The 25550-nt window shown below is 61.8% G+C and carries 26 protein-coding genes; 17 read left to right on the forward strand and 9 right to left on the reverse strand.

Annotation, left to right across the window (positions count from 1 at the left end; translation table 11 throughout):
• Positions 1 to 76 precede the first annotated feature (76 nt).
• The 5 genes from ispZ to FHS49_RS15830 are packed head-to-tail and all read right to left on the reverse strand — an operon-like array spanning position 77 to position 5496.
• Positions 77 to 718, reverse strand: coding sequence for a septation protein IspZ (gene ispZ, locus FHS49_RS15810; RefSeq protein WP_184020376.1), 642 nt, complete (start codon positions 716 to 718; stop codon positions 77 to 79).
• Positions 715 to 1641, reverse strand: a complete 927-nt coding sequence (gene ftsY / locus FHS49_RS15815) for a signal recognition particle-docking protein FtsY (RefSeq protein WP_184020378.1) — start codon at positions 1639 to 1641, stop codon at positions 715 to 717. The genes ispZ and ftsY overlap by 4 nt, the downstream gene beginning before the upstream one ends.
• Complete coding sequence (gene mtaB / locus FHS49_RS15820) at positions 1638 to 2990, reverse strand: tRNA (N(6)-L-threonylcarbamoyladenosine(37)-C(2))-methylthiotransferase MtaB (protein ID WP_184020380.1); 1353 nt, start codon at positions 2988 to 2990, stop codon at positions 1638 to 1640. Before mtaB ends, ftsY begins: the two co-directional genes overlap by 4 nt.
• On the reverse strand, positions 2987 to 3793 hold the full coding sequence (dapF, locus tag FHS49_RS15825) for a diaminopimelate epimerase (RefSeq protein WP_184020382.1): 807 nt from the start codon (positions 3791 to 3793) through the stop codon (positions 2987 to 2989). The genes mtaB and dapF overlap by 4 nt, the downstream gene beginning before the upstream one ends.
• A 44-nt stretch (positions 3794 to 3837) precedes the next feature.
• Positions 3838 to 5496 (reverse strand): putative bifunctional diguanylate cyclase/phosphodiesterase, encoded by a 1659-nt coding sequence (locus tag FHS49_RS15830; RefSeq protein ID WP_184020384.1) that lies wholly within the window; start codon positions 5494 to 5496, stop codon positions 3838 to 3840.
• A gap of 230 nt (positions 5497 to 5726) precedes the next feature.
• Here FHS49_RS15830 and ffh point away from each other — a divergent pair, with 230 nt between their 5' ends.
• The 10 genes from ffh to FHS49_RS15880 all read left to right on the forward strand — a co-directional run bounded on the left by ffh (position 5727) and on the right by FHS49_RS15880 (position 14589).
• The gene (gene ffh, locus FHS49_RS15835; protein WP_184020386.1) at positions 5727 to 7187 is read left to right on the forward strand and encodes a signal recognition particle protein; all 1461 of its coding nucleotides are present in this window, start codon (positions 5727 to 5729) and stop codon (positions 7185 to 7187) included.
• A gap of 33 nt (positions 7188 to 7220) precedes the next feature.
• Positions 7221 to 7793, forward strand: a complete 573-nt coding sequence (gene rpsP / locus FHS49_RS15840; RefSeq protein WP_184020388.1) for a 30S ribosomal protein S16 — start codon at positions 7221 to 7223, stop codon at positions 7791 to 7793.
• Positions 7794 to 7796: 3 nt separating this feature from the next.
• Positions 7797 to 8276 (forward strand): ribosome maturation factor RimM, encoded by a 480-nt coding sequence (rimM, locus tag FHS49_RS15845; protein ID WP_184020390.1) that lies wholly within the window; start codon positions 7797 to 7799, stop codon positions 8274 to 8276.
• 30 nt (positions 8277 to 8306) lie between these two features.
• The gene (locus FHS49_RS15850; RefSeq protein WP_184020392.1) at positions 8307 to 8579 is read left to right on the forward strand and encodes an AbrB/MazE/SpoVT family DNA-binding domain-containing protein; all 273 of its coding nucleotides are present in this window, start codon (positions 8307 to 8309) and stop codon (positions 8577 to 8579) included.
• Positions 8572 to 8961, forward strand: coding sequence for a type II toxin-antitoxin system VapC family toxin (locus FHS49_RS15855; RefSeq protein WP_343053001.1), 390 nt, complete (start codon positions 8572 to 8574; stop codon positions 8959 to 8961). Before FHS49_RS15850 ends, FHS49_RS15855 begins: the two co-directional genes overlap by 8 nt.
• Positions 8958 to 9698, forward strand: a complete 741-nt coding sequence (trmD, locus tag FHS49_RS15860; RefSeq protein WP_184020396.1) for a tRNA (guanosine(37)-N1)-methyltransferase TrmD — start codon at positions 8958 to 8960, stop codon at positions 9696 to 9698. Before FHS49_RS15855 ends, trmD begins: the two co-directional genes overlap by 4 nt.
• 2 nt (positions 9699 to 9700) lie before the next feature.
• Complete coding sequence (rplS, locus tag FHS49_RS15865) at positions 9701 to 10090, forward strand: 50S ribosomal protein L19 (RefSeq protein ID WP_184020398.1); 390 nt, start codon at positions 9701 to 9703, stop codon at positions 10088 to 10090.
• Positions 10091 to 10181: 91 nt separating this feature from the next.
• A complete protein-coding gene (locus FHS49_RS15870) occupies positions 10182 to 12398 on the forward strand; it encodes a S9 family peptidase (protein WP_425502701.1) in 2217 nt (738 codons plus the stop codon).
• Between the two features lie 85 nt (positions 12399 to 12483).
• Positions 12484 to 13479 carry a sensor domain-containing diguanylate cyclase gene (locus tag FHS49_RS15875; RefSeq protein WP_184020400.1) on the forward strand — a complete coding sequence of 332 codons (996 nt, stop codon included), beginning with the start codon at positions 12484 to 12486 and terminating at the stop codon, positions 13477 to 13479.
• Between the two features lie 81 nt (positions 13480 to 13560).
• A complete protein-coding gene (locus FHS49_RS15880) occupies positions 13561 to 14589 on the forward strand; it encodes an aspartate-semialdehyde dehydrogenase (RefSeq protein ID WP_184020409.1) in 1029 nt (342 codons plus the stop codon).
• A 62-nt stretch (positions 14590 to 14651) separates the two neighbouring features.
• Here the strand turns inward: FHS49_RS15880 and FHS49_RS15885 are convergent, their stop codons facing one another.
• The gene (locus FHS49_RS15885) at positions 14652 to 15368 is read right to left on the reverse strand and encodes a PEPxxWA-CTERM sorting domain-containing protein (protein WP_246350847.1); all 717 of its coding nucleotides are present in this window, start codon (positions 15366 to 15368) and stop codon (positions 14652 to 14654) included.
• A gap of 279 nt (positions 15369 to 15647) precedes the next feature.
• Here FHS49_RS15885 and FHS49_RS15890 point away from each other — a divergent pair, with 279 nt between their 5' ends.
• From FHS49_RS15890 to FHS49_RS15910, 5 genes are read left to right on the forward strand one after another with little or no spacing between them, the layout of a single operon-like run.
• Entirely contained in the window at positions 15648 to 15899 is a 252-nt protein-coding gene (locus tag FHS49_RS15890) for a hypothetical protein (protein ID WP_184020411.1), read from the forward strand.
• The gene (locus FHS49_RS15895; RefSeq protein WP_184020413.1) at positions 15859 to 16647 is read left to right on the forward strand and encodes an alpha/beta fold hydrolase; all 789 of its coding nucleotides are present in this window, start codon (positions 15859 to 15861) and stop codon (positions 16645 to 16647) included. Before FHS49_RS15890 ends, FHS49_RS15895 begins: the two co-directional genes overlap by 41 nt.
• A 59-nt stretch (positions 16648 to 16706) precedes the next feature.
• A complete protein-coding gene (locus tag FHS49_RS15900; RefSeq protein ID WP_184020415.1) occupies positions 16707 to 18548 on the forward strand; it encodes a M2 family metallopeptidase in 1842 nt (613 codons plus the stop codon).
• 42 nt (positions 18549 to 18590) lie between these two features.
• The gene (locus FHS49_RS15905; RefSeq protein WP_184020417.1) at positions 18591 to 19739 is read left to right on the forward strand and encodes a GGDEF domain-containing protein; all 1149 of its coding nucleotides are present in this window, start codon (positions 18591 to 18593) and stop codon (positions 19737 to 19739) included.
• On the forward strand, positions 19687 to 20934 hold the full coding sequence (locus tag FHS49_RS15910; protein ID WP_184020419.1) for a GGDEF domain-containing protein: 1248 nt from the start codon (positions 19687 to 19689) through the stop codon (positions 20932 to 20934). The genes FHS49_RS15905 and FHS49_RS15910 overlap by 53 nt, the downstream gene beginning before the upstream one ends.
• On the opposite strand, the gene FHS49_RS15915 is transcribed toward FHS49_RS15910, so the two are convergent.
• The 3 genes from FHS49_RS15915 to FHS49_RS15925 form a co-directional block, all read right to left on the reverse strand.
• Positions 20912 to 22354, reverse strand: a complete 1443-nt coding sequence (locus FHS49_RS15915) for an AMP nucleosidase (protein WP_184020421.1) — start codon at positions 22352 to 22354, stop codon at positions 20912 to 20914. The genes FHS49_RS15910 and FHS49_RS15915 overlap by 23 nt on opposite strands.
• 72 nt (positions 22355 to 22426) lie before the next feature.
• Positions 22427 to 22729, reverse strand: coding sequence for a hypothetical protein (locus FHS49_RS15920; RefSeq protein WP_184020423.1), 303 nt, complete (start codon positions 22727 to 22729; stop codon positions 22427 to 22429).
• 112 nt (positions 22730 to 22841) lie between these two features.
• Positions 22842 to 23324: a peroxiredoxin gene (locus tag FHS49_RS15925; protein WP_184020425.1), complete on the reverse strand. Its 483-nt coding sequence runs from the start codon at positions 23322 to 23324 to the stop codon at positions 22842 to 22844.
• 125 nt (positions 23325 to 23449) lie between these two features.
• Between FHS49_RS15925 and FHS49_RS15930 the strand changes: the two genes are divergently transcribed.
• Together FHS49_RS15930 and ahcY are read left to right on the forward strand one after the other, a co-directional pair.
• Entirely contained in the window at positions 23450 to 24010 is a 561-nt protein-coding gene (locus FHS49_RS15930; RefSeq protein WP_184020427.1) for a YqgE/AlgH family protein, read from the forward strand.
• A 130-nt stretch (positions 24011 to 24140) separates the two neighbouring features.
• Positions 24141 to 25550 carry an adenosylhomocysteinase gene (gene ahcY, locus FHS49_RS15935; protein WP_184020428.1) on the forward strand — a complete coding sequence of 470 codons (1410 nt, stop codon included), beginning with the start codon at positions 24141 to 24143 and terminating at the stop codon, positions 25548 to 25550.

The raw sequence follows: 25550 nt of genomic DNA on the forward strand, positions 1-25550 counted from the left end.
TCGGAGCCTTTCCTTCTTTCGATATCGTCAGAAGTGAGGGCTTCGACAGGCTCAGCCCGAATGGCGCTTTTTCTGATTACCCCTGCGGTGGAGCCTGTTCGGCAACATCGTCAGCGCCAACATCCAGCCCGTGCTTCATCATCATCGGCACATTGGCGATGGCGAACAGGAAGGACAGGATCGTGACGCCCCAGACCTTCAATGTCAGCCAGGTGTCGAAATCGAAACTGGCGCGGATGGCCTCGTTCACGCCGGCCATGGCCAGGAAGAAGATCGCCCAGTTGCGCGTGAGCTTCATCCAGCCCGCATCGTCCAGCCCGTCATAGGCCGCCTGCAGCAGATATTTGAGTAATGGCCGCTTGGTGGCCACACCAAAGAACAGGCCGCCGGCGAAGAGCAGATAGATGATCGTCGGCTTGATCTGGATGAAGCGCTGATCGTGGAAATAGATGGTGAGCCCACCAAAGCCGAGCACCAGAGCCGCGGAAATCCAGAGCATCGGTGAAATCTTGCCCAGTTTGATCTTCGAGATGAGCAGCGCTGCCACGATCGCGACCATGAAGGCACCCGTGCCCGCAGTGATCGCCTTGATCGCCTGCACCGGATTATCGACCGGCCCGTTCAGCCGGTAGGTGAGGAAAAAGATCAGCAGCGGCCCGAAATCGAGCGCGAAGCCCAGCCAGCCGGGCTTCTTTTCTGCAACATTGCTCGTGGTCATCGATTACTCCCGGCGATCACATCCGCCACTTCCTTCGCATCGAACGGGCGAAGATCCTCAATGGTTTCGCCCACGCCGATCGCATGGATCGGCAGTCCGAATTTTTCCGCCGCCGCCACGAGCACGCCGCCGCGCGCCGTGCCATCCAGCTTGGTCATGACAAGGCCCGTGACGCCCGCCACTTCCTTGAACACCTCGATCTGGGAGAGCGCATTCTGGCCGGTGGTGGCGTCCAGCACCAGCACCACGTCATGCGGCGAGGCAGGGTTGAGCCGGCCGAGCACGCGGCGGATCTTGGCCAATTCGTCCATCAGTTCGCGCTTGTTCTGCAGCCGTCCGGCGGTGTCGACGATCAGCACGTCGATCCCGGTTTCGGTCGCCTGTTTGACCGCTTCGAACACGATTCCTGCGGAGTCACCGCCTTCGGCACCGCTCACGATCGGCACGCCCAGGCGCTCTGCCCAGACCTTCAACTGCCCGATCGCGGCCGCGCGGAAGGTGTCCCCCGCGGCCAGCATCACGCCGTAATCCTGCTCGATGAAGAGATGCGCCAGCTTGGCGATGGTGGTCGTCTTGCCCGAACCATTGACGCCGATGACCAGGATCACCTGCGGGCGGGGAAAGGCCTCCACCTCCAGCGGCTTGGCGACAGGGGCCAGAACCTGTTCGATTTCCTCGGCCACCAACGCGCGGACGCCGGCTTCATCGATGCCCTTGTCAAACCGTCCGTCGGCCAGCTTGGCGCGCACGCGCGCGGCCATGGCGGGGCCGAGATCGGACATGATGAGGGCTTCCTCGATCTCATCGAGCGTCTGATCGTCCAGCGCGGATTTCGTGAACAGGCCGGTGAGGTTTTCGCCCAGCTTGTCCGACGTACGCTTGAAGCCGCCGAGCAGCTTCTTGTGCCATGGGGTGTCGCTCATAGGGGAGTGCCCGTCAGTTGTGCGCCTTCAACGCCCGTAATCTTCACGCTTGATAATCCTCCCACGGCATTGCCGAGATAGTTCGGGTTATGAAAAGGCCGGAGGCGCGCGAAATTGGGCGCGTGGCCGCCGCCGTCCTTTTCCACCAGCACATCCTGGACACTGCCCACCAGGGATTGCAGCCAGCGCGTTTGCCAATCCGCGGCCGCCTCACGCAGCCGCTTGGCGCGCGCTTTCACCCTGTCGCGCGGCACTTGCGGCATCCGGGCGGCGGGCGTGAATGCGCGGGGCGAGTAAGGGAAGATATGGCCATGGACCACATCGCAATCCTCGATCAGGCGCAGCGTGCTTTCGAACATGGCGTCTGTCTCGGTGGGAAAGCCCGCAATCAGGTCCGCGCCGACCGCGATCTCCGGCCGCGCGGCCTTCAGGCGCTCGACGATCTTAACCGCATCAGCACGGCTGTGACGGCGCTTCATGCGTTTGAGGATCATGTCGTCGCCCGATTGAAGCGAGAGATGGAGGTGCGGCATCACGCGCCGCTCCTGCGTGACCAGCGCGAACATCCGGTCATCGATCTCGATCGAATCCAGCGAGGATAAGCGCAGGCGGGGGAGGGCGGGCACATATTTCAGTATACGCTCGATCAACACCCCAAGCGACTGATCGCCCGGCAGATCGGGACCATAGCTGGTCACGTCCACCCCGGTGAGCACGATTTCGCGATAGCCCTGGTCCACTAGCGCCGCGATCCGGTCGATCACCGCACCGGCGGGCGCCGAGCGGCTGTTGCCGCGGCCATAAGGGATCACGCAAAAGGTGCAGCGATGATCGCAGCCATTCTGGACTTCGACGAAGGCGCGGGCGTGATCGGCAAAGCCGGAGACGAGGTGGGGTGCAGTTTCCTGGACGGCCATGATGTCGGAGACGCGGACATCGGCTGGAATAGGAAAAAAACCGTTGGTGTCGAGCGAAGTCGAGACACGTTTCGAACTGTCCCCACGTCCCTCGACTTCGCTCGGGACAAACGGTGTGGGCGGAGACAGGAGAACTTCAAAATTCTCCGCGAACATCTTTTCGCGATTGCCCAGCACCCGGCTGACTTCCGGCATGGCCGCAAATGTCTCCGGCTCGATCTGCGCCGCGCAACCCGTGACGATCACGCGCGCGTCGGGCCGCGCACGCTTGGCGCGGCGGATGGCCTGGCGGGTCTGGCGCACGGCTTCCGCGGTCACGGCACAACTGTTCACGATCACCAGATTGTCGTCCGCCCCGGCCAGTGCGCGCATCGCCTCGCTCTCGGCGATGTTCAGCCGGCAGCCGAGCGTGATCAGCTCGGGTCCGCTCACGCCAGCCAGCCCTCGCTGAGTTCGCCGGTGAAGACATGGGTGGCAGCCCCCGTCATGCTGATTGTTTCGCCTGGACGCCAGTCGATCTCCAGATCGCCGCCGGGCAGCGTGACCGTGACCGGCCCCGTGACCAGTCCAAGCCGGATCGCTGCCACTGCGGTGGCGCAAGCACCCGTGCCGCAGGCGCGCGTGATGCCCGCACCGCGCTCCCATACTCGCAGCGTGATCGCATGAGGGCCGGTCACCGTGGCGACGTTGACGTTGATGCGCTCGGGAAACAGGGGGTCGGTCTCGATGCGCGGCCCCAGCGTTTCCAGCGGCACGGCATAAGTATCGGGCACGAAGAAGATCACATGCGGATTGCCGACATTGGCGACCGTGGGCCGCTCCAGCGCATCCCAGCTCACCGGCATGTCGCGTGTGTCCATGGCATAGGCGAGCGGGATGGTTTCCCAATCGAAACGCGGCACGCCCATGTCGATCGTCGCGTCGTCGCCGATCATGCGCCCGTGCAGGATGCCGCCCAGGGTTTCGATCCGGGCGTCATGGCCGATCAGCCGCGTGACGCAGCGCGTGGCGTTGCCGCAGGCCTCGACTTCGCCGCCATCCGCGTTGAAGATCCGCATCCGCACATCGGCCACGCTGGACGGTTCGATCAGGATCAACTGGTCACAGCCGACCCCGGTGTGCCGGTCCGCCAGCGCGCGGATGCTGGCTTCGCTGAGCGCGATCGGCCCGGCGCGTCCGTCGATGACGACGAAATCATTGCCCAGCCCGTGCATCTTGTGAAAGCGAACGCTCATGCGCGCGATCTAGGGTGCCGATGCGGCGAAGTCCACCGGCGGTGTCAGGCGGTCTTGCGGAAATCACCATCCGGCTGCGGCGCGGCGCCCTCGCGCTCCGCATTCCACTGCCGCAGCGAGGGGATCAAATTCTTCTCCGCCAGCAGCTTGCGAATCTGCGTGATCGGCATGGGCTTGCCAAAATGCCAGCCCTGACCCTTGTGCACGCCCAGCACGCGCAGGCGTTGTTCGATCTCGGCATCCTCAATGCCCTCGGCGGTGATCGGCAGACCGAGACTGTCGCCCAGCCGCGTGATCGCATTAACGATCGCGGCGCTTTCGGGATTCTGGTTGATCGAGGAAACGAAGCTGCGATCGATCTTGATGCGGTCGAACGGCAAAGCGCGCAAATGCGCCAGAGAGCTGTAGCCTGTGCCGAAATCATCCAGCGCCAGCTTGATCCCCTGATTCTTGAGGCTGCCGACGATGGATTGGGCGAGCGAGAGATTTTCGAACAGCGAGCTCTCGGTGATCTCCACTTCGAGCCGCTCGGCCGGATAACCGGTTTCCACGAGCAGCTTTACCAGCTTTTGCGCCAGCCAGGGATCCTTGAGCTGGGTCGGGGAGATGTTGACCGAAATCGTGAGCGAGGGATCCCAATCCCGCCCATGCTCCATCGCCTGACGGATGACGGACATGGACATGTCGCCGATCATGCCGGTTTCTTCAGCCACCGGGATGAACAATTCGGGCGAGACCAGTCCCTGAATGGGGCTTTCCCAGCGCGCGAGCACTTCGAAGCCGTGAAGCCGTCCGGTGGTGAGATCGATCTGTTGTTCATAATAAGGGACAAATTCCCCCTTGGGGATCCCGCTGCGCAGGCCCGCCTCCAGCGTGTTGCGCACCTGGAGGTCGCGCTCCATCGAAGCGTCAAACCAGCAATGACGGTTGCGGCCCGAGTTTTTTGCCGCATACATGGCGATATCGGCGCGGCGCATCAGGGCGTCCACGGTGTCGCAATCCATTTCCGAACGCGCGATGCCGAGCGAGACGCTGATGTGCGCGTGAACGCCATTGGCGTCGAACGGCTTGGCGAGGCGCGACACGATCTGTTCGGCCACGCGGCTCACGGTTTCGGGCGCGGTGGGATCGAAGAGAAAGGCGCAGGCGAATTCGTCGCCGCCGAGCCGGGCGGCCAGCGCCACCGGGGGCAGAGCTTCGTCGATCGCGGCGGCCACCTGCTTGAGCAGCGTATCGCCGGTGGCATGGCCGTGCGCGTCGTTCACATTCTTGAAGTGATCCAGATCGAGCATCAGCATTGCCACGCTTTTCTGGCGCCGCGCTGCGCGCGCCAGCATCGCTGCGCCGGTTTCGGCCAGCGAACGACGATTGAGAAAGCCGGTCAACGGATCCTTGGACGCGAGTTCGCGGGCGCGCTCCTCGGCCATGGCGCGGTCTTTCACCTCACGGGTAAGATCCGCATAGCGCCGCCAGCCAAACAGGATGAGCGCGATATTGAGCAGAAGTGCGATCACCAAAACGCGGTCCGCGCCGCCGCCCACGCCCGTAATCGCATTGATGGTCGAGGTGGCGACGCTGCCCCCGGTGCCGACAAAGAGCAGAATGGCACCGACCGTGACCCCGCCGGTGACGATATCGCGCCGCGCGCCGCTGACGGCGGACCCGGTTATGCTGGTCGATCGCTTGCCGATCCGGTTTCTCATTCAATCATGTCCCAATCCCCACGCGAATGGCTCTGGCGCAAAACCGTGTAAATCCGGTTAAGCACCTCTGTGGCTTGCATCCGCGGGACGCCGCGTGTAAGCGCGCTGCCATATCGTTCCATCCAGAACGAACGCGCAGCATATCTGAACGATATGCAGGCCGGCCGACGAGGTTTCGTCCGCCGGCTCATTTTGCGTTTGGGCGGATGGCGCGGAAATGGAGCGTAACGATGTTTGAATCACTGAGCGAAAGGCTGGGCGGCGTCTTCGAGCGTCTTCGCGGGCGCGGTGCGCTTGGCGAGGCGGACGTGCGTGCGGCCATGCGCGAAGTGCGTATCGCATTGCTGGAAGCCGATGTCGCGCTTCCGGTGGTGCGCGATTTCATCGAAAAGGTGACCGAGCAGGCCGTCGGCCATCAGGTGGTCAAATCGGTCACGCCGGGCCAGCAGGTCGTCAAGATCGTCAATGACGCTCTGGTCGAAATGCTGGGCAGCGAGACGGCCGAGCTTGAGCTGGACGTATCGCCACCCGCAATCATCATGATGGTGGGCCTGCAGGGGTCGGGCAAGACGACCACCAGCGCCAAGATCGCCAAGCGGCTCACCGAAAAGGACCGCAAGAAGGTTTTGATGGCGTCGCTGGACGTCAACCGTCCGGCCGCGCAGGAACAGTTGGCGACGCTGGGCACGCAGGTGAACGTCGCCACGCTGCCGATCGTGGCCGGCCAGCAGCCCGTCGATATCGCGCGCCGTGCGCTGCAGGCTGCCAAACTCCAGGGCTTTGATGTTCTGGTGCTGGACACCGCAGGCCGCCTTCACGTCGATCAGGCGCTGATGGACGAGATGAAGGCTGTGGCCGATGTCGCGCAGCCGCAGGAAATCCTGCTGGTGGTCGATTCGCTCACCGGCCAGGATGCGGTCAACGTCGCCAAGAATTTCTCTGAGCAGGTGCCGCTGACCGGTGTGGTGCTCACCCGCATGGATGGCGATGCGCGCGGTGGCGCAGCGCTGTCGATGCGCGCGGTCACCGGCAAGCCGATCAAATTCGCGGGCATGGGCGAAAAGCTCGATGCGCTGGAGCAATTCCACCCCAGCCGCGTGGCCGGCCGCATCCTTGGCATGGGCGACGTCGTGTCGCTGGTCGAGCGCGCCACCGAAACCATCAATGCGGACGAGGCCGAAAAGCTCGCGCAGAAGATGGCCAAGGGCCAGTTCGACATGAACGATCTGCGCGCGCAGCTCGATCAGATGAAGCGCATGGGCGGCATGGGCGCGCTCGCCTCGATGATGCCCGGCATCAAGAAGGTGCAGAATGCCATGGCCAATGGCCAAGTGGACGATCGCATTCTCGTGCGCATGGATGCGATGATCGGCTCCATGACGCCCAAGGAGCGCAGCAAGCCCGAATTGCTCAATGCCAAGCGCAAGATCCGCGTTGCCAAGGGCAGCGGCACCACGGTGCAGGACGTCAACCGGTTGCTGAAGATGCACCAGGAAATGTCCAGCGCGATGAAGAAGATCCGCAAGATGGGCGGCCTGAAAGGCCTGGGCGCGCTTTTTGGCAAGAGCGGCGGCATGGGCGGGATGCTGGGGGGTGGTGCGCCCACCGGCGGCATTCCGGGTCTGCCTGGCCTTGGCGGCGGATCCCCGCCGGGGCTTCCACCCGGTTTCGAGAAATTTCTGAAGAAATAAGTTTGAACTGATTGTAAAAGAAGGAATTATATCATGGCAGTTTCCATTCGTTTGTCGCGCGGCGGTTCCAAGAAGCGTCCTTATTATCGCATCGTCGTGGCCGATGCCCGTTCGCCCCGCGATGGCAATTTCATCGAAAAGATCGGCACCTATAACCCGCTTCTCGCCAAGGATTCGCCCGATCGCGTGAAGCTCGACGCTGATCGCGCCAAGCATTGGATCTCGGTCGGCGCGCAGCCTACCGATCGTGTCGCCCGCTTCCTGGACGCCGCCGGCGTGATCGAGCGCGCCGCGCGCAACAACCCGAACAAGGCGAAGCCCGGCGAAAAGGCCACCGAACGCGCTGAAGAGCGTGCCGAAAAGGCGACCGCCGCGGCCGCCGCTGCTGCTGAAGCTGCCGCAGCGCCTGCGCCTGAGCCGATCGTTGAAGAAGCGCCTGCGGTCGAAGAAGCACCCGCTGTCGAAGCCGTTGCCGAAGTGGCTCCCGAAGCCCCGGCGGCTGAAGAAGCCCCCGCTGCCGAAGAGCCGGCTGCTGAAGCTGCGCCAGCCGCTGAAGAGGCACCTGCAGCCGAAGCGCCTGCTTCTGAAGAAAAAGCCGAGGGTTGATCCTTGGCTGATCGCCCCGTCACGCTGGCCGTCATCATCGGCGCGCATGGCGTGATGGGGGAGGTGCGCCTCAAGCTGTTCGCGGACAATGCGGACAGCTTGAAGGCGCACACCTCTTTCAATGGCGGTGCCTTGACGCTCAAGAGCCTCCGCCATGGCAATAATGGCGCGATTGCCCGCTTTCCCGAGATTGCGGACCGGACCACGGCCGAAAAGATGCGCGGCACCGAACTCACGGTTCCGCGCGATGCCCTCCCGCCGCTGGGCGAGGGCGAATATTATCACATGGATCTGATCGGCCTGCCCGCCGTCTCCACCAATGGCGATGCGCTGGGTATTGTCATCGCGGTCGAGAATTTCGGCGCGGGCGATGTCATCGAGATCGAGCGGCCTACGGGCAAGCGCTTCATGGTGCCGATGAAGCCCGAAGCCGTCCCTTCATGGGGCGAAACCGTGCTGATTGACGCGGATTTCGTGGAATAGTATATACATTGCGTATATACGGAGCGGGACATGAGCAAGGAATATAAAGCGAAGGTTTTCAAATCGGGCAATTCGCTTGCTTTGCGCCTGCCGAAGGCGCTCGGGCTGGTCGATGGCGATGAGATGGTGTTGCGCGAAGAGCGGGGCAAATACTCTTTTGAACCAACCCTCACAAAGCCAAGGACGATCGATCTGACCGGGATTTATGGCTCCATGCCGGGCCTGAAGGCTTTAATATCCGATGACAGGATGATGGAGCCGCGCGATCTGGATTGGGATGGGAAGCTGCTGCGGCGTGGTTGATCCGCTTTTTCTGCTGGATTCCAACGCCTGCATCTATATTCTCGAAGGGCTGTCTATCCCGCTGCGGCAGCGTGTGGAAGCGCTTGAACCTGGACGAATTGTAACATCATCGATCGTCTATGCCGAAGTCATGCGCGGTATCGATCGAGATGATCAGGAGGCGAATGCAAAAGCGTCGCGTCTGTTCGAATTGATTCCGGCACTAGCGTTCGACACGAACGCTGCGGAGGTTTATCGGTGTATTCCGTTCAAGCGGGGCAAGTTCGATCGGCTGATTGGTGCTCATGCGCTTTCTCTCGGTTTGACGGTTATCACGAATGACATAAGTGATTTCGATGATATCCCCGGCTTGAATATCGAAAACTGGACGCTTCCGCTTTGACCTTCGCCGCGACGATCCTCACGCTATATCCCGAAATGTTTCCCGGACCGCTCGGTCAGTCGCTGGCGGGCAGGGCGCTGTCGGAGGGGCGGTGGTCATGCGACCCCGTCCAGATCCGTGATTTCGCGACGGACAAGCATCGCTCGGTGGATGATACGCCCGCAGGTGGCGGCGCGGGAATGGTGCTGCGCGCCGACGTGATCGCATCGGCTGTGGATCATGCGCTCGACAGCCAGCCGGAGGCGCCGATTTTGGCGATGACCCCGCGTGGCAATCCGCTGACGCAAGAGCGCGTCCGTGCGCTTGCCGCTGGCCCCGGTGTCACGATTCTCTGCGGGCGGTTCGAGGGATTTGACGAACGCATTTTCGAAGGCCGGCCGATCGAGCCGGTTTCGATCGGTGATTACGTGCTTTCGGGCGGGGAAAGCGCCGCGATCGTGCTGCTTGATGCTTGCATTCGGCTGCTGCCCGGCGTAATGGGCGCGGCTTCTAGCGGTGATGACGAGAGCTTCGAAACGGGGCTGCTCGAATATCCGCATTATACCCGACCTGTTGAATGGGAAGGGCGCACGATTCCCGAAGTGTTGCGATCGGGGGATCATGCGAAGATCGCGGCATGGCGGAAACGCCAGGCGGAGATCGATACACGGCTAAGGCGGCCGGACCTTTGGGAGCGCCATGAGGGGGCTCGGGTCAAGTCGCCCTCTGGTGCGCACGACAAGAAGAAGGAGCGATGAGCATGAACCTCATCCAGACGCTCGAAGCCGAGCAGATTGCCAAGTTTTACGAGAGCAAGAAGGTTCCCGAATTCCGTCCCGGCGACACGCTGAAGGTCGGTGTGAAGGTTGTTGAAGGCGAACGCACCCGCGTCCAGAATTACGAAGGCGTGTGCATCGCACGTTCGAACAAGGGCATGGGTTCTTCCTTCACGGTTCGCAAGATTTCGTTCGGTGAAGGCGTGGAGCGCGTGTTCCCGCTCTATTCGCCCAATATCGATTCGATCGAAGTGGTCCGCAAGGGTGCCGTGCGTCGGGCGAAGCTCTATTATCTGCGTGGCCGCACCGGCAAGCGCGCCCGTATCGCCGAGCGTCGCGATACGCGTCCTGCCAAGGGCAGCGTCGAAGCCTGATCGACTGATCCAGACTTTCGTAAGGGCGTCGGCAGCGATAAGGCTGCCGGCGCCCTTCGTCGTTTAGGGGCGTGTTATTCAGGATGATCGGATGCGGACATTATGGCTGAGTGCGGCAACGCTTTTTCTGATGACGGCGGAAACCCCCGCAATGGCTGAGCCGGTTCAGCCCCCACTTACCCTAGAACGCATCTTCGCCAGCCCGGATCTGAACGGCCCGCGCCCGCGCGCGCTGAAGATCGCGCCCGATGGCTCGGTGGTGACGCTGCTGCGCAACCGGCCTGACGACCGCGACCGCTATGATCTCTGGACGATCGATACGACCAGCGGCAAGGCGAAGATGCTGGTCGATTCCGAGAAGATCGGGAGCGGGGCAGAGATTTCCGAAGCCGAAAAGATGAAGCGCGAGCGCGCGCGGATCGGGGGAACCAAGGGCATCGTCGATTATAGCTGGGCACCAGACAGCCAGGCGCTGCTGGTGCCGATCGACGGAGATCTGTTTCTGGCGTCGCGCGACGGCGATGTCCGTCGCCTGACCGAAACGCAAGGGACAGAGCTTGATGCCACGATCAGCCCCAAGGGCGGGTTTATCTCCTTCGTGCGCGATGCCGATCTTTGGGCGCTTGACCTGAAAAGTGGCAAGGAGCGCAGGCTGACCGTCGACGGCGGAGATGCAATCACCTGGGGCGTCGCCGAATTCGTGGCGCAGGAAGAGATGCACCGCACGCGCGGCCATTGGTGGTCGCCCGATGACAGTCATATCGCGGTGGCGCGGGTGGATGAGAGCGGCGTGATGATGATCAGCCGCGCGGCGATCGGGGCCGATGGCACGAAGCTCTACGAACAGCGCTATCCCCGCGCCGGCACGCCCAATGCCAAGGTGGATCTCTATGTGATGCGCGCCGACGGATCGCAGGCCTATAAGCTCGATCTGGATGATGCGCCCGATCATTATCTCGCTCGCGTCAATTGGGCACCCGATGGCAAGGCACTCTATGTGCAATGGCAAAATCGCGCGCAGACCGCACTCAAACTGCTGAAAGTGGATATCTCGACCGGCAAGATCACCGTCGTGATCGAGGAGAATGCAAAAAGCTGGATCAACCTCCACGATAATCTGCGCCTGTTGAACGACGGCAGCCTGATCTGGTCGTCCGAACGCAGCGGCTACAATCATCTCTATCACTGGAAGCATGGTGCCCTGACCCCGCTGACCAGCGGCGATTGGATGGTCAGGGATGTGGCCGGGGTCGATCAGGCCAGAGGGCGCGTTTTCTTCACGGGCAATCGCGAGACGCCTTTAGAACAGCATCTCTATGCGGTGGACATCGCAAAGCCTGGAATCGTCTCGCGGCTGACCGACGCGGGAACATGGAACAGCGCTGTAATGGATGGCAAGGGCAGCCGCGCGATCATCACGCGTTCAAGCCCCACCCAGCCCGAGCAGGTTTATCTGGCCGATGCCGCGGGCAAAAGGCTCGCCTGGATCGAGCACAATGCGCTGACGGGCGCGCATCCCTATACGCCGTTCGTGGCGGATCATGTGGCACCGCAATTCGGCACGATCACGGCGGCCGATGGCTCCATCCTGCACACCAAATTGCTGACGCCTAGGATGGAGCCCGGCAAACGCTATCCCGTGTTCGTTCAGGTCTATGGCGGGCCGGGCGGGGGGCGTCAGGTGACGGCGGCATGGGGCGGCGCGCTTCAGCAATATCTGGTCGACAAGGGCTGGATCGTGTTTTCGGTGGATGGGCGCGGCACACCCGATCGCGGCCAGGCTTTCGAGAGCCAGATCCACCGGGCCATGGGCAGTGTCGAGGTGCAGGATCAATTGGCGGGTGTGGCGTGGCTGAAAAGCCAGGCTTTCGTCGATCCCGACAGAATCGCGGTCTATGGCTGGTCCTATGGCGGTTATATGACGTTGAAACTGCTCGAAGCGGCTCCGGGTGCTTTTGCGGCGGGTGTGGCGGGTGCACCGGTGACGAAATGGGAGCTTTACGACACCCATTATACCGAGCGCTATATGGGCAATCCCTTGACCGATCCTGCGGTTTACATCCGTTCCGGAGCCATATCGGACGCAATAAGGATTGCGGACCCGCTGCTGCTGATCCACGGCATGGCGGACGATAATGTGCTGTTCGAAAATTCGACCGCGCTGATGGCGGCGTTGCAGGAAGCGGCGCACCCGTTCGAGACGATGGTCTATCCTGGTCAGACCCATCGACTGGCGGGCGAGGGGGTGAACCTCCATCTGTGGAAGACGATCGAAGCTTTTCTGGCGCGGCAGACGGCGCGGGATTAGCGATCGTCTGCTGGATAGGATTGCGCACTGGTTCGTTATCTAATCTTCACTGAAGCTGTTTGCGTAAGGATATATCTTGTCGGGCATGACGGCTGATCCGAAACTGAACGACGAACCCGCACGCATTGCGGCACTGCACCGCTATGAGGTGCTCGATACTCCTGCCGAAGCGCCGTTCGACAAGATCACCAATCTGGTGCGCGCGGTTCTGGGCGTGCCGATTTCAGCGGTGTCGCTGATTGATTCAGACCGGCAATGGTTCAAATCGCACCCTGGGATCGACGCGGAAGAGACGACCAGAGACATTGCTTTTTGCGATCACACCATTCGATCGCGCAATCCGTTGATCGTGGCGGATGCCAGCCTGGATGATCGGTTCAAAGGCAACCCACTGGTGATGGGGGATCCCAATATCGGAAGCTATGCGGGTGTTCCGCTGGAGACACCGGATGGCTATAATATAGGCTCGCTTTGCGCGATCGATACGCGCCCGCGTCATTTCGATCCCGCGCAGATTGACGTGCTCAAACGCCTGGCCGCTCTGGTGGTCGATCAACTGGAATTGCGCCGTATCGCCGAGCGCGATTATCTCACCGGCGCACTCACCCGTCGAGCCTTCGTGGCGGAACTCGATCGCGCGATCGCGCTGCACAAAAGGCATGAGCGTCCCGCAGCGCTGGTGCTGATCGATATCGATCATTTCAAGGCGGTGAACGACAGCCACGGTCATCCGGCAGGAGATCGGGCGATCTGCGCTTTGGTCGATTGCGTAAGCGGCATGAAGCGGCCGAGCGATGTCTTCGGCCGGATTGGCGGAGAGGAATTTGGGCTGCTGCTGCCAGAAACATCCCAGAGCGACGCCTTCCAGGCGGCCGAACGCTATCGGGAAGCCGTGGTTGAACTGATCGTGGCCAATGGCGAGCCATTCGGGCTGACGGCGAGCTTCGGCGTGGCCGGGCTGATGGATGCGGATAGCGAACTCTGGTTCGAGCGGGCCGATGGTGCGCTTTACGATGCCAAGAGATCGGGGCGGAACCGCGTTTGTGTAGCGAAGCCGGAACTGGATCGCACCACAGCCTGACCCCCATTTTGCGCGCTGACACTGGACAATTGCGGCAGGCGCGCTAGATCGCGCTTCTCGCTTAATTGGAGTGCGTGAATAATGGGCTACCGGGTGGTGGTTGCCGGTGCGACCGGCAATGTCGGGCGTGAAATGCTGAACATTCTGGCGGAACGCGAATTTCCGCTGGACGAACTGGCCGTGCTGGCATCAGCGCGCAGCCAGGGTGACGAGATTGATTTCGGCGAAACCGGCCGCAAATACAAGATTCAGAATATCGAGCATTTCGATCCCAAGGGCTGGGACATGGCGCTGTTCGCCATCGGCTCCGAAGCGACCGCGATCTATGCGCCCAAATTCGCCGCCGCCGGCTGCACCGTGATCGACAATTCGTCGCTTTATCGGATGGACCCCGATGTGCCGCTGATCGTGCCCGAGGTGAATCCGGAAGCGATCGACGGTTACAAGAAGCGCAATATCATCGCGAATCCGAATTGCTCGACCGCGCAGATGGTGGTGGCATTGAAGCCCCTGCATGACGCCGCGAAGATCAAGCGCGTAGTGGTCTCCACCTATCAGTCCGTATCCGGCGCCGGCAAGCAAGGCATGGACGAACTGTTCGAGCAGAGCCGCAACATCTTCGTCGGTCAGGCCGTTGAGCCGCGCAAATTCACCAAGCAGATCGCGTTCAACGTGATTCCGCATATCGACAGCTTCCTGGATGATGGCTTCACCAAGGAAGAATGGAAGATGGTGGTGGAGACCAAGAAGATCCTCGATCCCAAGATCAAGGTCGTCGCCACCTGCGTGCGCGTGCCCGTGTTCGTCGGCCATTCGGAAGCGATCAACATCGAGTTCGAGGATGAAATCTCCGCCAAGCAGGCGCAGGCGATCCTGCGCGAGGCACCCGGCGTGATGCTGATCGACAAGCGCGAGGACGGCGGATACGTGACGCCGATCGAAAGCGTGGGCGAATATGCCACGTTCATCAGCCGCGTGCGCGAAGATCCGACCGTGGACAGCGGCCTTGTGCTGTGGTGCGTGTCTGACAATTTGCGTAAAGGTGCCGCGCTGAACGCGGTGCAGATCGCCGAATTGCTCGGGCGCAGGCATTTGCAGAAAGCGGCCTGAGCCACCCTGCTTCATAACGAATCAACCCCGGCCGGCGATCAACCGGCCGGGGTTTTTCATGGTCAGGCGAAGCGGACCGACACCTTGGCCTTGCGGCGCATTGCGCCACCGACGAAGCCGAAGCCGGTGATCATCATCGCCCAGGTGGCGGGTTCAGGCACGGCGGCGACCTGATCGAGCGTGACGTTATCGAAATATTGGCCGCGCACGTCCTTTGCCGGGCCATAGGGACGCACAACCTGAAGCTGGAGCGTGTGCTGCCCTGCGCTCAGATTGGTCGAGAATGACAGGGTATTGCGGGTTGTGCCCGCGACTGTCGTGCCGAAATCATAGGCATCCAGCGCGACGCCATCGAGCAGGACGCTGAAGATGCCGCCCGTGTCGGTGCGCGTTCCCCAGAAGGCGATATCGGCGGTAAAGGTGGCGAGCCCTGCCAGCGATGTGAAGATCTGCGAAACGCCGCCGCCTTCGTAATTCTGACCAAAGAACTGGCCAGGGCGGGTCTGATATTCGCCGGCGTTCAGCCACAGCGCGTTTGAGGTGCCCGAACCCGTGACATTGAACGACGCCGTTTCGGCCTGTTGCACGGTGTAAGGCGATCCGCCCGAATTGGGCGTGGTGGGCGAGATCGTGCCGTAATCCACGCTGGTGACATAGGATGTCCAGCCCGTGAGGCCGCTGCTGAAATTGCCGTTCTGCAGCAATTCCGTGGCGTGCGCCGGCATCGCGGTCGCGGCCAGCGTCAGCGCGAACGCTGATAATAAGACCCTGTTTTTCATGACGTGATAACTCCGATGGACAATGGATACGCATCTCCGAAGGCATCGCTTCAGAAACCGTCCGATCGGATACTTTTCACGCTTTCGTGACTCGTTAGTGAAGAATTAACTTTGTTTTCAAGACTGTGTCAGCGCTGTCCGATTTTGGCACGCTCGCCAACGTGCGGGCGGGTGATGACGATGGCGAGGCGTTGTTCCGAACACGCAAAAGGCCATGGTTCCGATCCGGCTTGAAGCTATCATGGCAGGCGCGTGGATTTGGATGAAGGAGCGCCAGAGATGAACCGGACCATGACCGGCGGATGCCAGTGCGGCACGCCGCTGGGCTTTGCCTTTCCCGATGGCGAGACTGTAGATCTCACCGTGGGGAGTTTCGATGATCCATCGCATTTCCGCCCGGTCCATCATTTCGGCGTGGAAAGTCTGCACGAAGCCTGGATCGACACAGCGGATTTGCCGCGCTACCGCGCGGACGAGTATGACGCCCTCAATGAACGCTGGATCAGAGCCATTGGCACACGCCCCGATTAAAACCGAACGCCATCATTTCACCGGACCGGGCGGTGTCGCACTCGCCTGGCACGAAATGGGCGAGGGGCATCCGCTGATCCTGATCCATGGCTATTTCTCCAACGCGCAGACCAATTGGGTGCGCTATGGCCATGCCGCGCTGATCGCCGCCGCCGGCTTTCGGGTGATCATGCCCGATCTGCGGGGGCATGGAGACAGCGCCAAGCCGCATGATGCCGCTTCTTATCCGCCCGATATCCTGGCGGCAGACGGCTTTGCGCTGATCGCGCATCTGGGCCTGACCGATTATGATCTGGCGGGCTATTCGCTGGGCGGGCGCACCGTGACGCGGATGCTGGCCCAGGGGGCCAGTCCGCGCCGCGCCATATTGTGCGGCATGGGACTGGACGGGATATTGAACACGGGCGGGCGCGGCGGATATTTTCACAATGTGCTGACCAATTTGGGCAGCTTCGCGCGCGGATCGAGCGAATGGCTCACCGAAGCGTTTCTGAAAACCACCAAGGGCGATCCGCAAGCCCTGCTGCTGATCCTGAACACCTTTGTCGATACCACGCGCGCCGAACTGGCGGCGATCCGATGCGATGTATTGGTCGTGACGGGGGAGGATGACGATGACAATGGTTCGGGAGCGGAACTGGCCGCGGCGATCCCCGGCGCGCGGTTTGCCAGCATCCCCGGCAACCACATGAGCGCCGTTACCAAGCCCGAACTTGGCGCGGAAATTCTTGCGTTTCTGGTGGCTTGACCATCCGCCGGGGCCGGTCCAGTCTGGCTGCAAGACGATGTTCCAAGGGGTTCAATTCCATGAAAGTCATGATTTCAGCACTTGCGCTGGCCACCATGCTGGCGAGCGCCGGGCCTGTTTTTGCCAAAAAGGCCGACACGCCCGTCTCCGAAGCCGCCAAGGCACCCACGCCGGTCGATGTGGACCGCTTCCTCGCCGCCGCGGAGAAGGAGCTTTACGATTATACCGTGGACGCGAGCCGCACAGCCTGGGTCAACAACACCTATATCACCGATGACACGGACGCGCTGGCCGCTGAGAGCGGCGCCGAGGGGACGGAGAAGGCGGTGCGGCTCGCGCTGGAGGCGGCGAAATATCAGAAGGTGACGGGGCTTTCCGACGACACCAAGCGCAAGCTGGATATCCTGCGCGGCGGCATCGTGCTGCCCGCGCCGACCACGCCGGGCGCTGCGACCGAACTTAACCAGATCGCAACGCGGCTGAACTCAACCTATGGGAAGGGCCGTGGCACGCTGGACGGCAAGGAGATCAACGGCAGCGATATCGAAGCGGCCATGGGCGAGAGCCGAGATCCCGCCAAGCTGCAGGAGATGTGGGTAAGCTGGCATGACAATGTCGGCGGCCCGATGCGTGAGGATTATGCCAAGATGGTCGCCATCGCCAACAAGGGCGCGGTGGAACTGGGCTATAAGGACGTGGGCGCGATGTGGCGCTCGCAATATGACATGCCGGCGGATGAATTCGCCAAGCTGACCGACAGGCTGTGGGCGCAGGTGAAGCCGCTCTATGACGATCTGCATTGCTATACGCGCACCAAATTGAACGAGAAATACGGCGACGAGGTGCAGGCCAAATCCGGCCCGATCCGCGCCGATCTGCTCGGCAATATGTGGGCGCAGGAATGGGGCAATATCTATGACGTGGTCGCGCCCAAGGGCGCGGGCGATATCGGTTACGACATTGGCGAACTGCTGGCCAAACGTGGTGATGATCCGATCAAGATGGTGAAGGTGGGAGAGGGTTTCTACAGCTCGCTCGGTTTTTCGCCCTTGCCCGAGACCTTCTGGAAACGGTCACAATTCACCAAGCCGGCGGATCGCGAAGTGGTGTGCCACGCCTCGGCTTGGGACGTGGACAATAAGGACGATCTGCGCATCAAGATGTGCATCAAGGTGAATGCCGATGACTTCATCACCATCCATCACGAGCTTGGCCACAATTATTACCAGCGCGCCTATAACAAGCAAAGTTTTCTGCATCTGAATGGTGCGAACGATGGCTTTCATGAGGCGATTGGCGATTTCGTCGCGCTTTCGATCACGCCTGATTATCTCGTCAACATCGGCTTGCTCGATCAGACCAATGTGCCCGCGGAAGACAAGGATATCGGCTTGCTGCTGCGCCAGGCGATGGACAAGGTGGCCTTCCTGCCATTCAGTCTGCTGGTGGATAAATGGCGTTGGGGTGTGTTCAACGGGACGATCCCGACGCGCTTCTACAACACGGCCTGGACCGATCTGCGCCTGCAATATCAGGGCATCACACCCCCGGTGGAGCGCAGCGAGGCGAATTTCGATCCGGGCGCGAAATATCATATTCCTGGCAACACGCCCTATTCGCGCTATTTTCTGGCGCGTATCCTGCAGTTCCAATTCTACAAGGCCGCCTGCGAGCAGGCCGGATGGACCGGGCCGCTGCATCGCTGCTCCTTTTATGGCAATAAGGAGGTGGGTGCGAAGCTGAACAGGATGCTGAAAATGGGGGCGTCCAAGCCCTGGCCCGACGCGCTTGAGGCCTTCACCGGATCACGCGCGATGGATGGCCGCGCGATGCTTGATTATTTCGCGCCGCTTCAGGCGTGGTTGAAAAAGCAGAATGAAGGCAAGCAGTGCGGCTGGTAAGATGAAGTCAGGCGCGACCATGGCGGAAGGGCGGACCGGGCGTTGAATATCGCACTCACGAATCTCGCGATCCTGATCAGCACGGCGTTGATGCTGTGTCTCGCGATGAGCCTGTCCTGGCTCTATTTCGGGCGGCAGCGTTACGCGCTGATCTGGGCGGTCGCGGCTGGCGGCGGCGCATTGCACTGGACCCTGAATGCCGCCGCTCGCGCATCGGACAACAATGCGGATTGGGTGATGATCGTCTCCGGCATTTTGGTGGTGATCGATGCCACGCTGGTGGCGGTCGGGAGCCGGGAGCGCACCGGCCTGCCACTCCGCCTGCCACTGTTCGTCAGCCTGGCGGCGATCGCGATCGCCGGCGTCCTGATGATGGTGCTCATCTATGACAATATCGGGCTGCGCGGCTTCATCACCAACAGCTATTGCGCGATCATGATGGTCGTGGCGGGCGGGGCTGTGTTTCCGCGGCACCGCGTCGTCTCGGTTCCAGAGATCCTGGTGTTCGTGGTGCTGCTGATTTTCGCATTGCTCTGCATGGCGCTGGCGATGCTGTCTCTGGGGGCAGGGCGCAGCGGTTCGGGGGCCGGGGCCGACGTGTTTCGGGCAGTGCTCGTGGTCGGTCTGCCCTCGGCCTATTCGGCGCTGGGCATCGCCATCATGTTTCTGCTCGCCACCGATCTGAACGAGCAGATGAAAGCGCTGATCACGCGCGATCCGCTGACCGGCGTGCTCAACCGACGCGGCTTTGCGCATCAGGCGAATGCCGCCATCGCCAATGCGCGCCGGCGTCAGCAACCCATTGCGCTGGTCATGACCAATATCGATGGGTTCAAATCTCTGAATGCCCGGCGCGGCTATCCTTTCGGTGACAGGGTGCTCGCCGGCTTTGCCGATCTGATCTGCACCAACGTGCGCGAGGAAGATGTGGTGGGCCGGACGGACGGCAATGTGTTTTCGCTGGTGTTGATCGATTCCGATGCCGATCAGGCGCAGGACGTGGTTGAGCGGGTGCGCCGCGATCTGGCGCTCCTCTCCATCGATGGCGAAGCCGATCTTGGTCTAAGCGCCAGCTTCGGCATCGCCTCCGATCTGTCTGACGACATCACCATGGGTTCGCTGGGCAAAAGAGCGGACGATGCGTTGCAAGGTGCCCGTGTCGCGCGCGCGCATCACGCGATCGCGGCTTGAGGCCGAGGCAATGAATCCGGCGGTCGTCATCCTGTCCGTGCTGTTTTTCACGAGCGGCATCATGTGTGCGGCGATGATCATGGCCTGGATCCATTTCGGGCGAGATCGTCACGCGGCGACATGGGCCTGCGCCTTCGGCCTGGGTGCGCTGCAATGGATCGTCAATGCGGTCGGCGTGATGGCGATGCCCGGCCAGGTCGCCCCCATCATCCTGGCCAGCGCGATCGTGATCGTGACCAGTTCACTGGTCGCGATCGGTGCGCGCCAGCGTTCGGGATTGCCCGCGGCATGGGGCAAGTTCGCGCTGTCCGGCGGCATCGCCATTCTCGTGATCGTGGTGATCTACACCCGTCTCGATCACATGGGCCTGCGCGCCGGCTTCACCAATCTCTATGCTGCGGCGATGATGCCGCTGGCGGTGGCGGCCGTGATCCCCCGTGATCGCAAGGCCAATGCCCCGGAGATCGCGTTCGCGACCATGATCACGATCTTCGCCATCTATCAACTCATGCTGGGGCTGGTCGGCCTGAGCATCGGCAGGCTGCCCAATCCGGCGGGGCTTGAGCATTATCGCACGGTGCTCGGCATCGGTCTGCCCGCGGCCTATGTCGGATCGGGCGTTGCGGTGCTCTTTCTGCTGGCAGGCGACCTTTCGGAAAATCTGCGCGCGCTTGTGACGCGCGATCCGCTCACCGGGAGCCTGAACCGGCGCGGGCTGGAACAGGCGGCGACGACCGCGATGGCCACGGCGCGGCGGCATGGACAGCCCCTGGCGGTGGTGGTGGGCGATATCGACCGGTTCAAGGCGATCAATGACCGGATGGGCCATGCCGCGGGGGATCGCGCGCTGGTGGCGTTTGCGGATCATGTTCATGCCGGCGTGCGGGAGGAGGATCTGTTCGGGCGGCTGGGGGGCGACGAATTCTGTCTGGTGCTGATGGACGCGTTGCCGGAACAGGCAGCGGACGTGATCGAGCGCACGCGGCGGGAGATCGCCGCGCTTGAGATCGACGGGCCACCGCGTTTTTCACTGACCGCCAGTTTCGGCGTGGCGGGCTTTCTGCCCAGCGATCTGTGTTTCGCCGACATCCTGACGCGCGCGGATTATGCGCTGTACGAATCCAAGGCGGCGGGCCGCAATCGCACCACGGTCTCAGCGCCGCTATCGCCGGTCAGCGGAACGGCGGCTCGTTAAACGCGCGCAATTTGCGGCTGTGCAGCTTTGATCCTTCGCGGCGAAGCTGTTCGCATGTCTCGATGCCGATCCGCATATGCTCGCTGATCGCACGCTCATAGAAGCGGTTGGCCTGGCCGGGCAGCTTCAACTCACCGTGCAGCGGCTTGTCCGATACGCAGAGCAATGTGCCATAGGGAACGCGGAAGCGATAACCCTGTGCGGCGATGGTCGCTGATTCCATGTCAATCCCGACGGCGCGGGACAGCGAGAAACGCAGCGCCGATTTCGAATAGCGCAATTCCCAATTGCGGTCGTCGGTGGTCACGATCGTGCCGGTGCGCAGACGGCGCTTGAGATCCTCGCCGCTCTCGCCGGAGACTGTCTCGGCGGCGCGCGCCATGGCAACCTGAACCTCGGCGATGGCGGGGATCGGGATTTCGGGTGGCAGCACATCGTCCAGGACATGATCGTCACGCAGATATGCGTGCGCCAGCACATAGTCGCCGATCCGCTGGCTGGGGCGCAGACCGCCGCAATGGCCGATCATCAGCCAGGCTTCGGGCCGCACCACGGCGAGATGATCGGTGATCGTCTTGGCATTGGATGGGCCGACGCCGATGTTGACCACGGTGATGCCGGAGCGATCGGGTGCCATCAGATGATAGGCCGGCATCTGGTGCCGCCGCCATGCGCTATCCGCCACCACTTTTTCCGGATCCGCTGTTTCCGCCGTGACCATCACGCCGCCCGCACCGGACAGCGCGGTATAGCGGCTGCCCTCGCCAAGCTGCGCGCAGCCCCAGCGGACGAATTCGTCGATATAGCGATGATAATTGGTGAACAGGATGAAGCGCTGCACATGCTCGGGCGGGGTCCCGGTGTAGTGCCGCAACCGGGCGAGGGAGAAATCGGTGCGCAGGCCATCGAACAAAGCGAGCGGACGCGCCTCATCGGGCATCCCCACAAAGAGACCGTCGGCAATCTCGTCGCCGATATGCGCCAGTTCGGTGGCCGGGAACCAGCGGGACAATTCGGTCGCGCTCACATCGTCGAGCGTCAGATCATGACCGGCCTCGAGCACATAGGGAAAGGGGATTTCCTGCTTGCCAGGAACGGCTTCCACCTCGACATCATAATCCTCGATCAGCAGATTGAGCTGTTCCACCAGATAATCGGCGAACAGCGCCGGCCTGGTCACGCTGATCGCATAGATGCCGGGTTCCACCAACCGTCCGAACGACCGCATCGGCGGCGGCAGACTGTCCTGCCCCTTATAGGTCAGGCGGATCTCGGGATAGCAGAAGGCCCCGGTCGCGCGGAGACCCGGATGCGGCCGTTCACCCTTGGTGATGAACGCCTGAAGCGCATGGCGAAGGCGATCGACCGACGCGCGATAGAGCGTGTCGAGTTGCTGAACGATGGTTTCTGCTTGGGTCATCCCAAGCATCTATCCGATCCATCGTTACGCTTGCAAGTCGGTCCGCTCCATCGCGCATTCGATCACCACAGATCAGTCGAGACGAACTGCCTCTGGCAGCGATTGGGGATCGATCGACGTTGCAAGATCATCCGGGCTGTCCGCATCATCCTGTGCACCGATCCGGTGTGCGATTACCGAGGCACCATAAGCGGTCGCCGCCACCGTCGCCACCACGCCCGCGCCGATCGCGGCCGTGCGCCAAGGGTTTTCCTGCGCGGCGGTGAAGGTCGCGTCCAGATATTCGCGGCCCTTGCTGCGCCAGGACCCGATCACGGAATCGCCGGCTGCGTTTTCAGGAAAGTCGATGATCTTGTTGGGGGTCGTCATCACCATGTCAAAGCTCCTTTGTCAGATGCACTTCATCCAACACAGGAGCTTCGGGACGGTTCCGGCCCGCGGCGGGAACGGTCGCCTTATTGCGCCGTCCCGTCGCAGACCGAAAATTTTAGAGCTGGCCGAGCATATATTCGGCGGAGCTGACCTTATATTCGCCCGGTCCTTCCACGTTCAACTGCTCGACCACGCCATCGTTCACGATCATCGAGAAGCGCTGGCCGCGCGTGCCCAGACCGAATTTGGAGCCGTCCATTTCAAGCCCGACTGCCTTGGCGAAGGCGCCATTGCCGTCCGCCAGCATGGTCACCTTGCCATCGGCGGCATTGGCCTTGGACCAGGCACCCATCACGAAAGCGTCGTTCACGGCCGTGCAGGCAACAGCATCAATGCCCTTGGCTTTCAGCGCATCGGCATTGTCGACATAGCTCGGCAGATGCTTGGCGGAGCAGGTGGGCGTGAAAGCACCCGGCACCGAAAAGAGCGCCACCTTGCGGCCCTTGAAGAAGCTCGCGCTGTCCACGGGCTCGGGGCCGGTTTCGGTCGGCGTGGTGAAATGGCTCTCTGGAAAAGTATCGCCAGCCTTGATCGTCATGCTCGTCTCCTGTGCTTCATCGCCCCGCGCGGGGTTCGCCGCCGGATATAGGGGGGCAGGCTTTGCGCCGCCAGCACCGCGGATAGATTTTTGCGTCGACGCGATCCGCGCCCTATACGCACATCATGGATATGCCTGCCTTTCTCAGTGGAAAAATGCTGCTCGCCATGCCGGGAATCGGCGATCCGCGGTTCGAGCATGCGGTGATCGCGATGTGCAGCCATGATTCCCAAGGCGCGCTGGGCGTGGGCATCGGGCATGTCATCCGTGGCATGGGGTTTCACGAACTGCTCGCGCAATTCGATATCGCGCCCGGCGTTGCGCCTGACGTGCCTGTCCATGCCGGCGGGCCGGTGGAGCCGCAGCGCGGGTTTATCCTGCATGGCAATGATTGGGGCGGGCAGGATAGCATTCATGTCGGCGATCGCTGGGTGTTGACCGGGACGATCGACATCCTGCGCGCCATCGCGGCTGGGACGGGGCCGCGCCAGTGGATCGCAGCGCTGGGCTATGCCGGATGGGGGCCGGGGCAATTGGAGGGAGAGCTGACGCGGCATGGGTGGTTCGTGGCCGATGGCGATGCGTCCGCCTTGTTCGATCGCCGCACCGAGGAACGCTGGCGCGCGGCTTATGCGGCGGCCGGCGTGGATGCCAGCCTGTTGGCACCTGCGGCCGGGCGCGCCTGACTCGCAATTGAACATATAAAGACATCTTTATATTTGCGTTTGGAACGATGCAGCGCTATTTGCGCGCCATCGGCCGCCCCTCGTTCAAAGCGTGCGTGGCCTGAATGATTTGCCTTTCAGGAGAAAATTTGTGGCTACTGCCCCCGTTGTCGATACGAACGATTATGTGATCGCCGATATCTCGCTCGCCGAATTCGGCCGTGCGGAGATGAACATCGCCGAAACCGAAATGCCCGGCCTGATGGCGCTGCGCACCGAATTTGGTGCCAGCCAGCCACTGAAGGGCGCGCGGATCACCGGATCGCTGCATATGACGATCCAGACCGCGGTGCTGATCGAGACGCTGACCGCTCTGGGCGCGGACGTCCGCTGGGCGACCTGCAACATCTTTTCCACCCAGGATCATGCCGCCGCCGCCATCGCCGCATCGGGCGTGCCCGTGTTCGCGATCAAGGGCGAGAGCCTGGCGGACTATTGGGATTATGTGGGCAACATCTTCGATTGGGGCGACGAAACCTGCAACATGATCCTCGACGATGGCGGCGACGCCACGATGTTCGCTTTATGGGGTGCCAAGCTCGAAGCCGGCCAGACCATGCCCGAGCCCGACAATGAGGAAGAGGTGGAGATGCAGCGCGCCTTGAAGGCGTTCATCGCCAAGCGCCCCGGCTATCTCACCGAGACCGTCAAGAACATCAAGGGCGTCTCGGAAGAGACCACCACCGGCGTTCACCGTCTCTACGCCATCGCCAAGAAGGGCGAACTGCCTTTCCCCGCGATCAACGTGAACGACAGCGTCACCAAGTCCAAGTTCGACAATCTTTATGGCTGCAAGGAATCGCTGGTCGACGCGATCCGTCGCGGCACCGATGTGATGCTCGCCGGCAAGGTCGCCTGCGTCGCCGGCTTTGGCGATGTCGGCAAGGGTTCGGCCCAGTCGCTCCGCAATGGCGGCGCGCGCGTGCTGGTGACCGAGGTCGATCCGATCTGCGCATTGCAGGCCGCTATGGAGGGCTTTGAAGTCGTCACGATGGAAGAAGCCGTGACCCGCGCCGACATCTTCTGCACCGCCACCGGCAATGCCGATGTGATCACCGCCGATCACATGAAGGGCATGAAGAACATGGCGATCGTCTGCAACATCGGCCATTTCGACAGCGAGATCCAGATTGCGGCGCTCTCAAACTACAAATGGACTGAAGTGAAGCCCCAGGTCGATCTGGTGGAATTCCCGGATGGCAAGCAGATCATCATCCTGTCCAAGGGCCGTCTGGTGAACCTCGGCAATGCGACCGGCCATCCCAGCTTCGTGATGTCGTCGAGCTTCACCAATCAGGTGCTGGCGCAGATCGAGCTTTGGGGCAATTCCAGCGCTTATGGCAATGACGTGTTCGTCCTTCCCAAGCATCTCGACGAGAAGGTGGCGATGCTTCATCTCGAAAAGCTGGGTGTGAAGCTCACCACGCTGAGCCAGAAGCAGGCCGATTACATCGGCGTGCCGGTCGAAGGTCCGTTCAAGCCGGATCATTACCGCTACTGA

Origin of the sequence: Sphingobium boeckii (genome assembly GCF_014199215.1) — a bacterium.
In the GTDB taxonomy this organism is placed as follows: domain Bacteria; phylum Pseudomonadota; class Alphaproteobacteria; order Sphingomonadales; family Sphingomonadaceae; genus Sphingobium_A; species Sphingobium_A boeckii.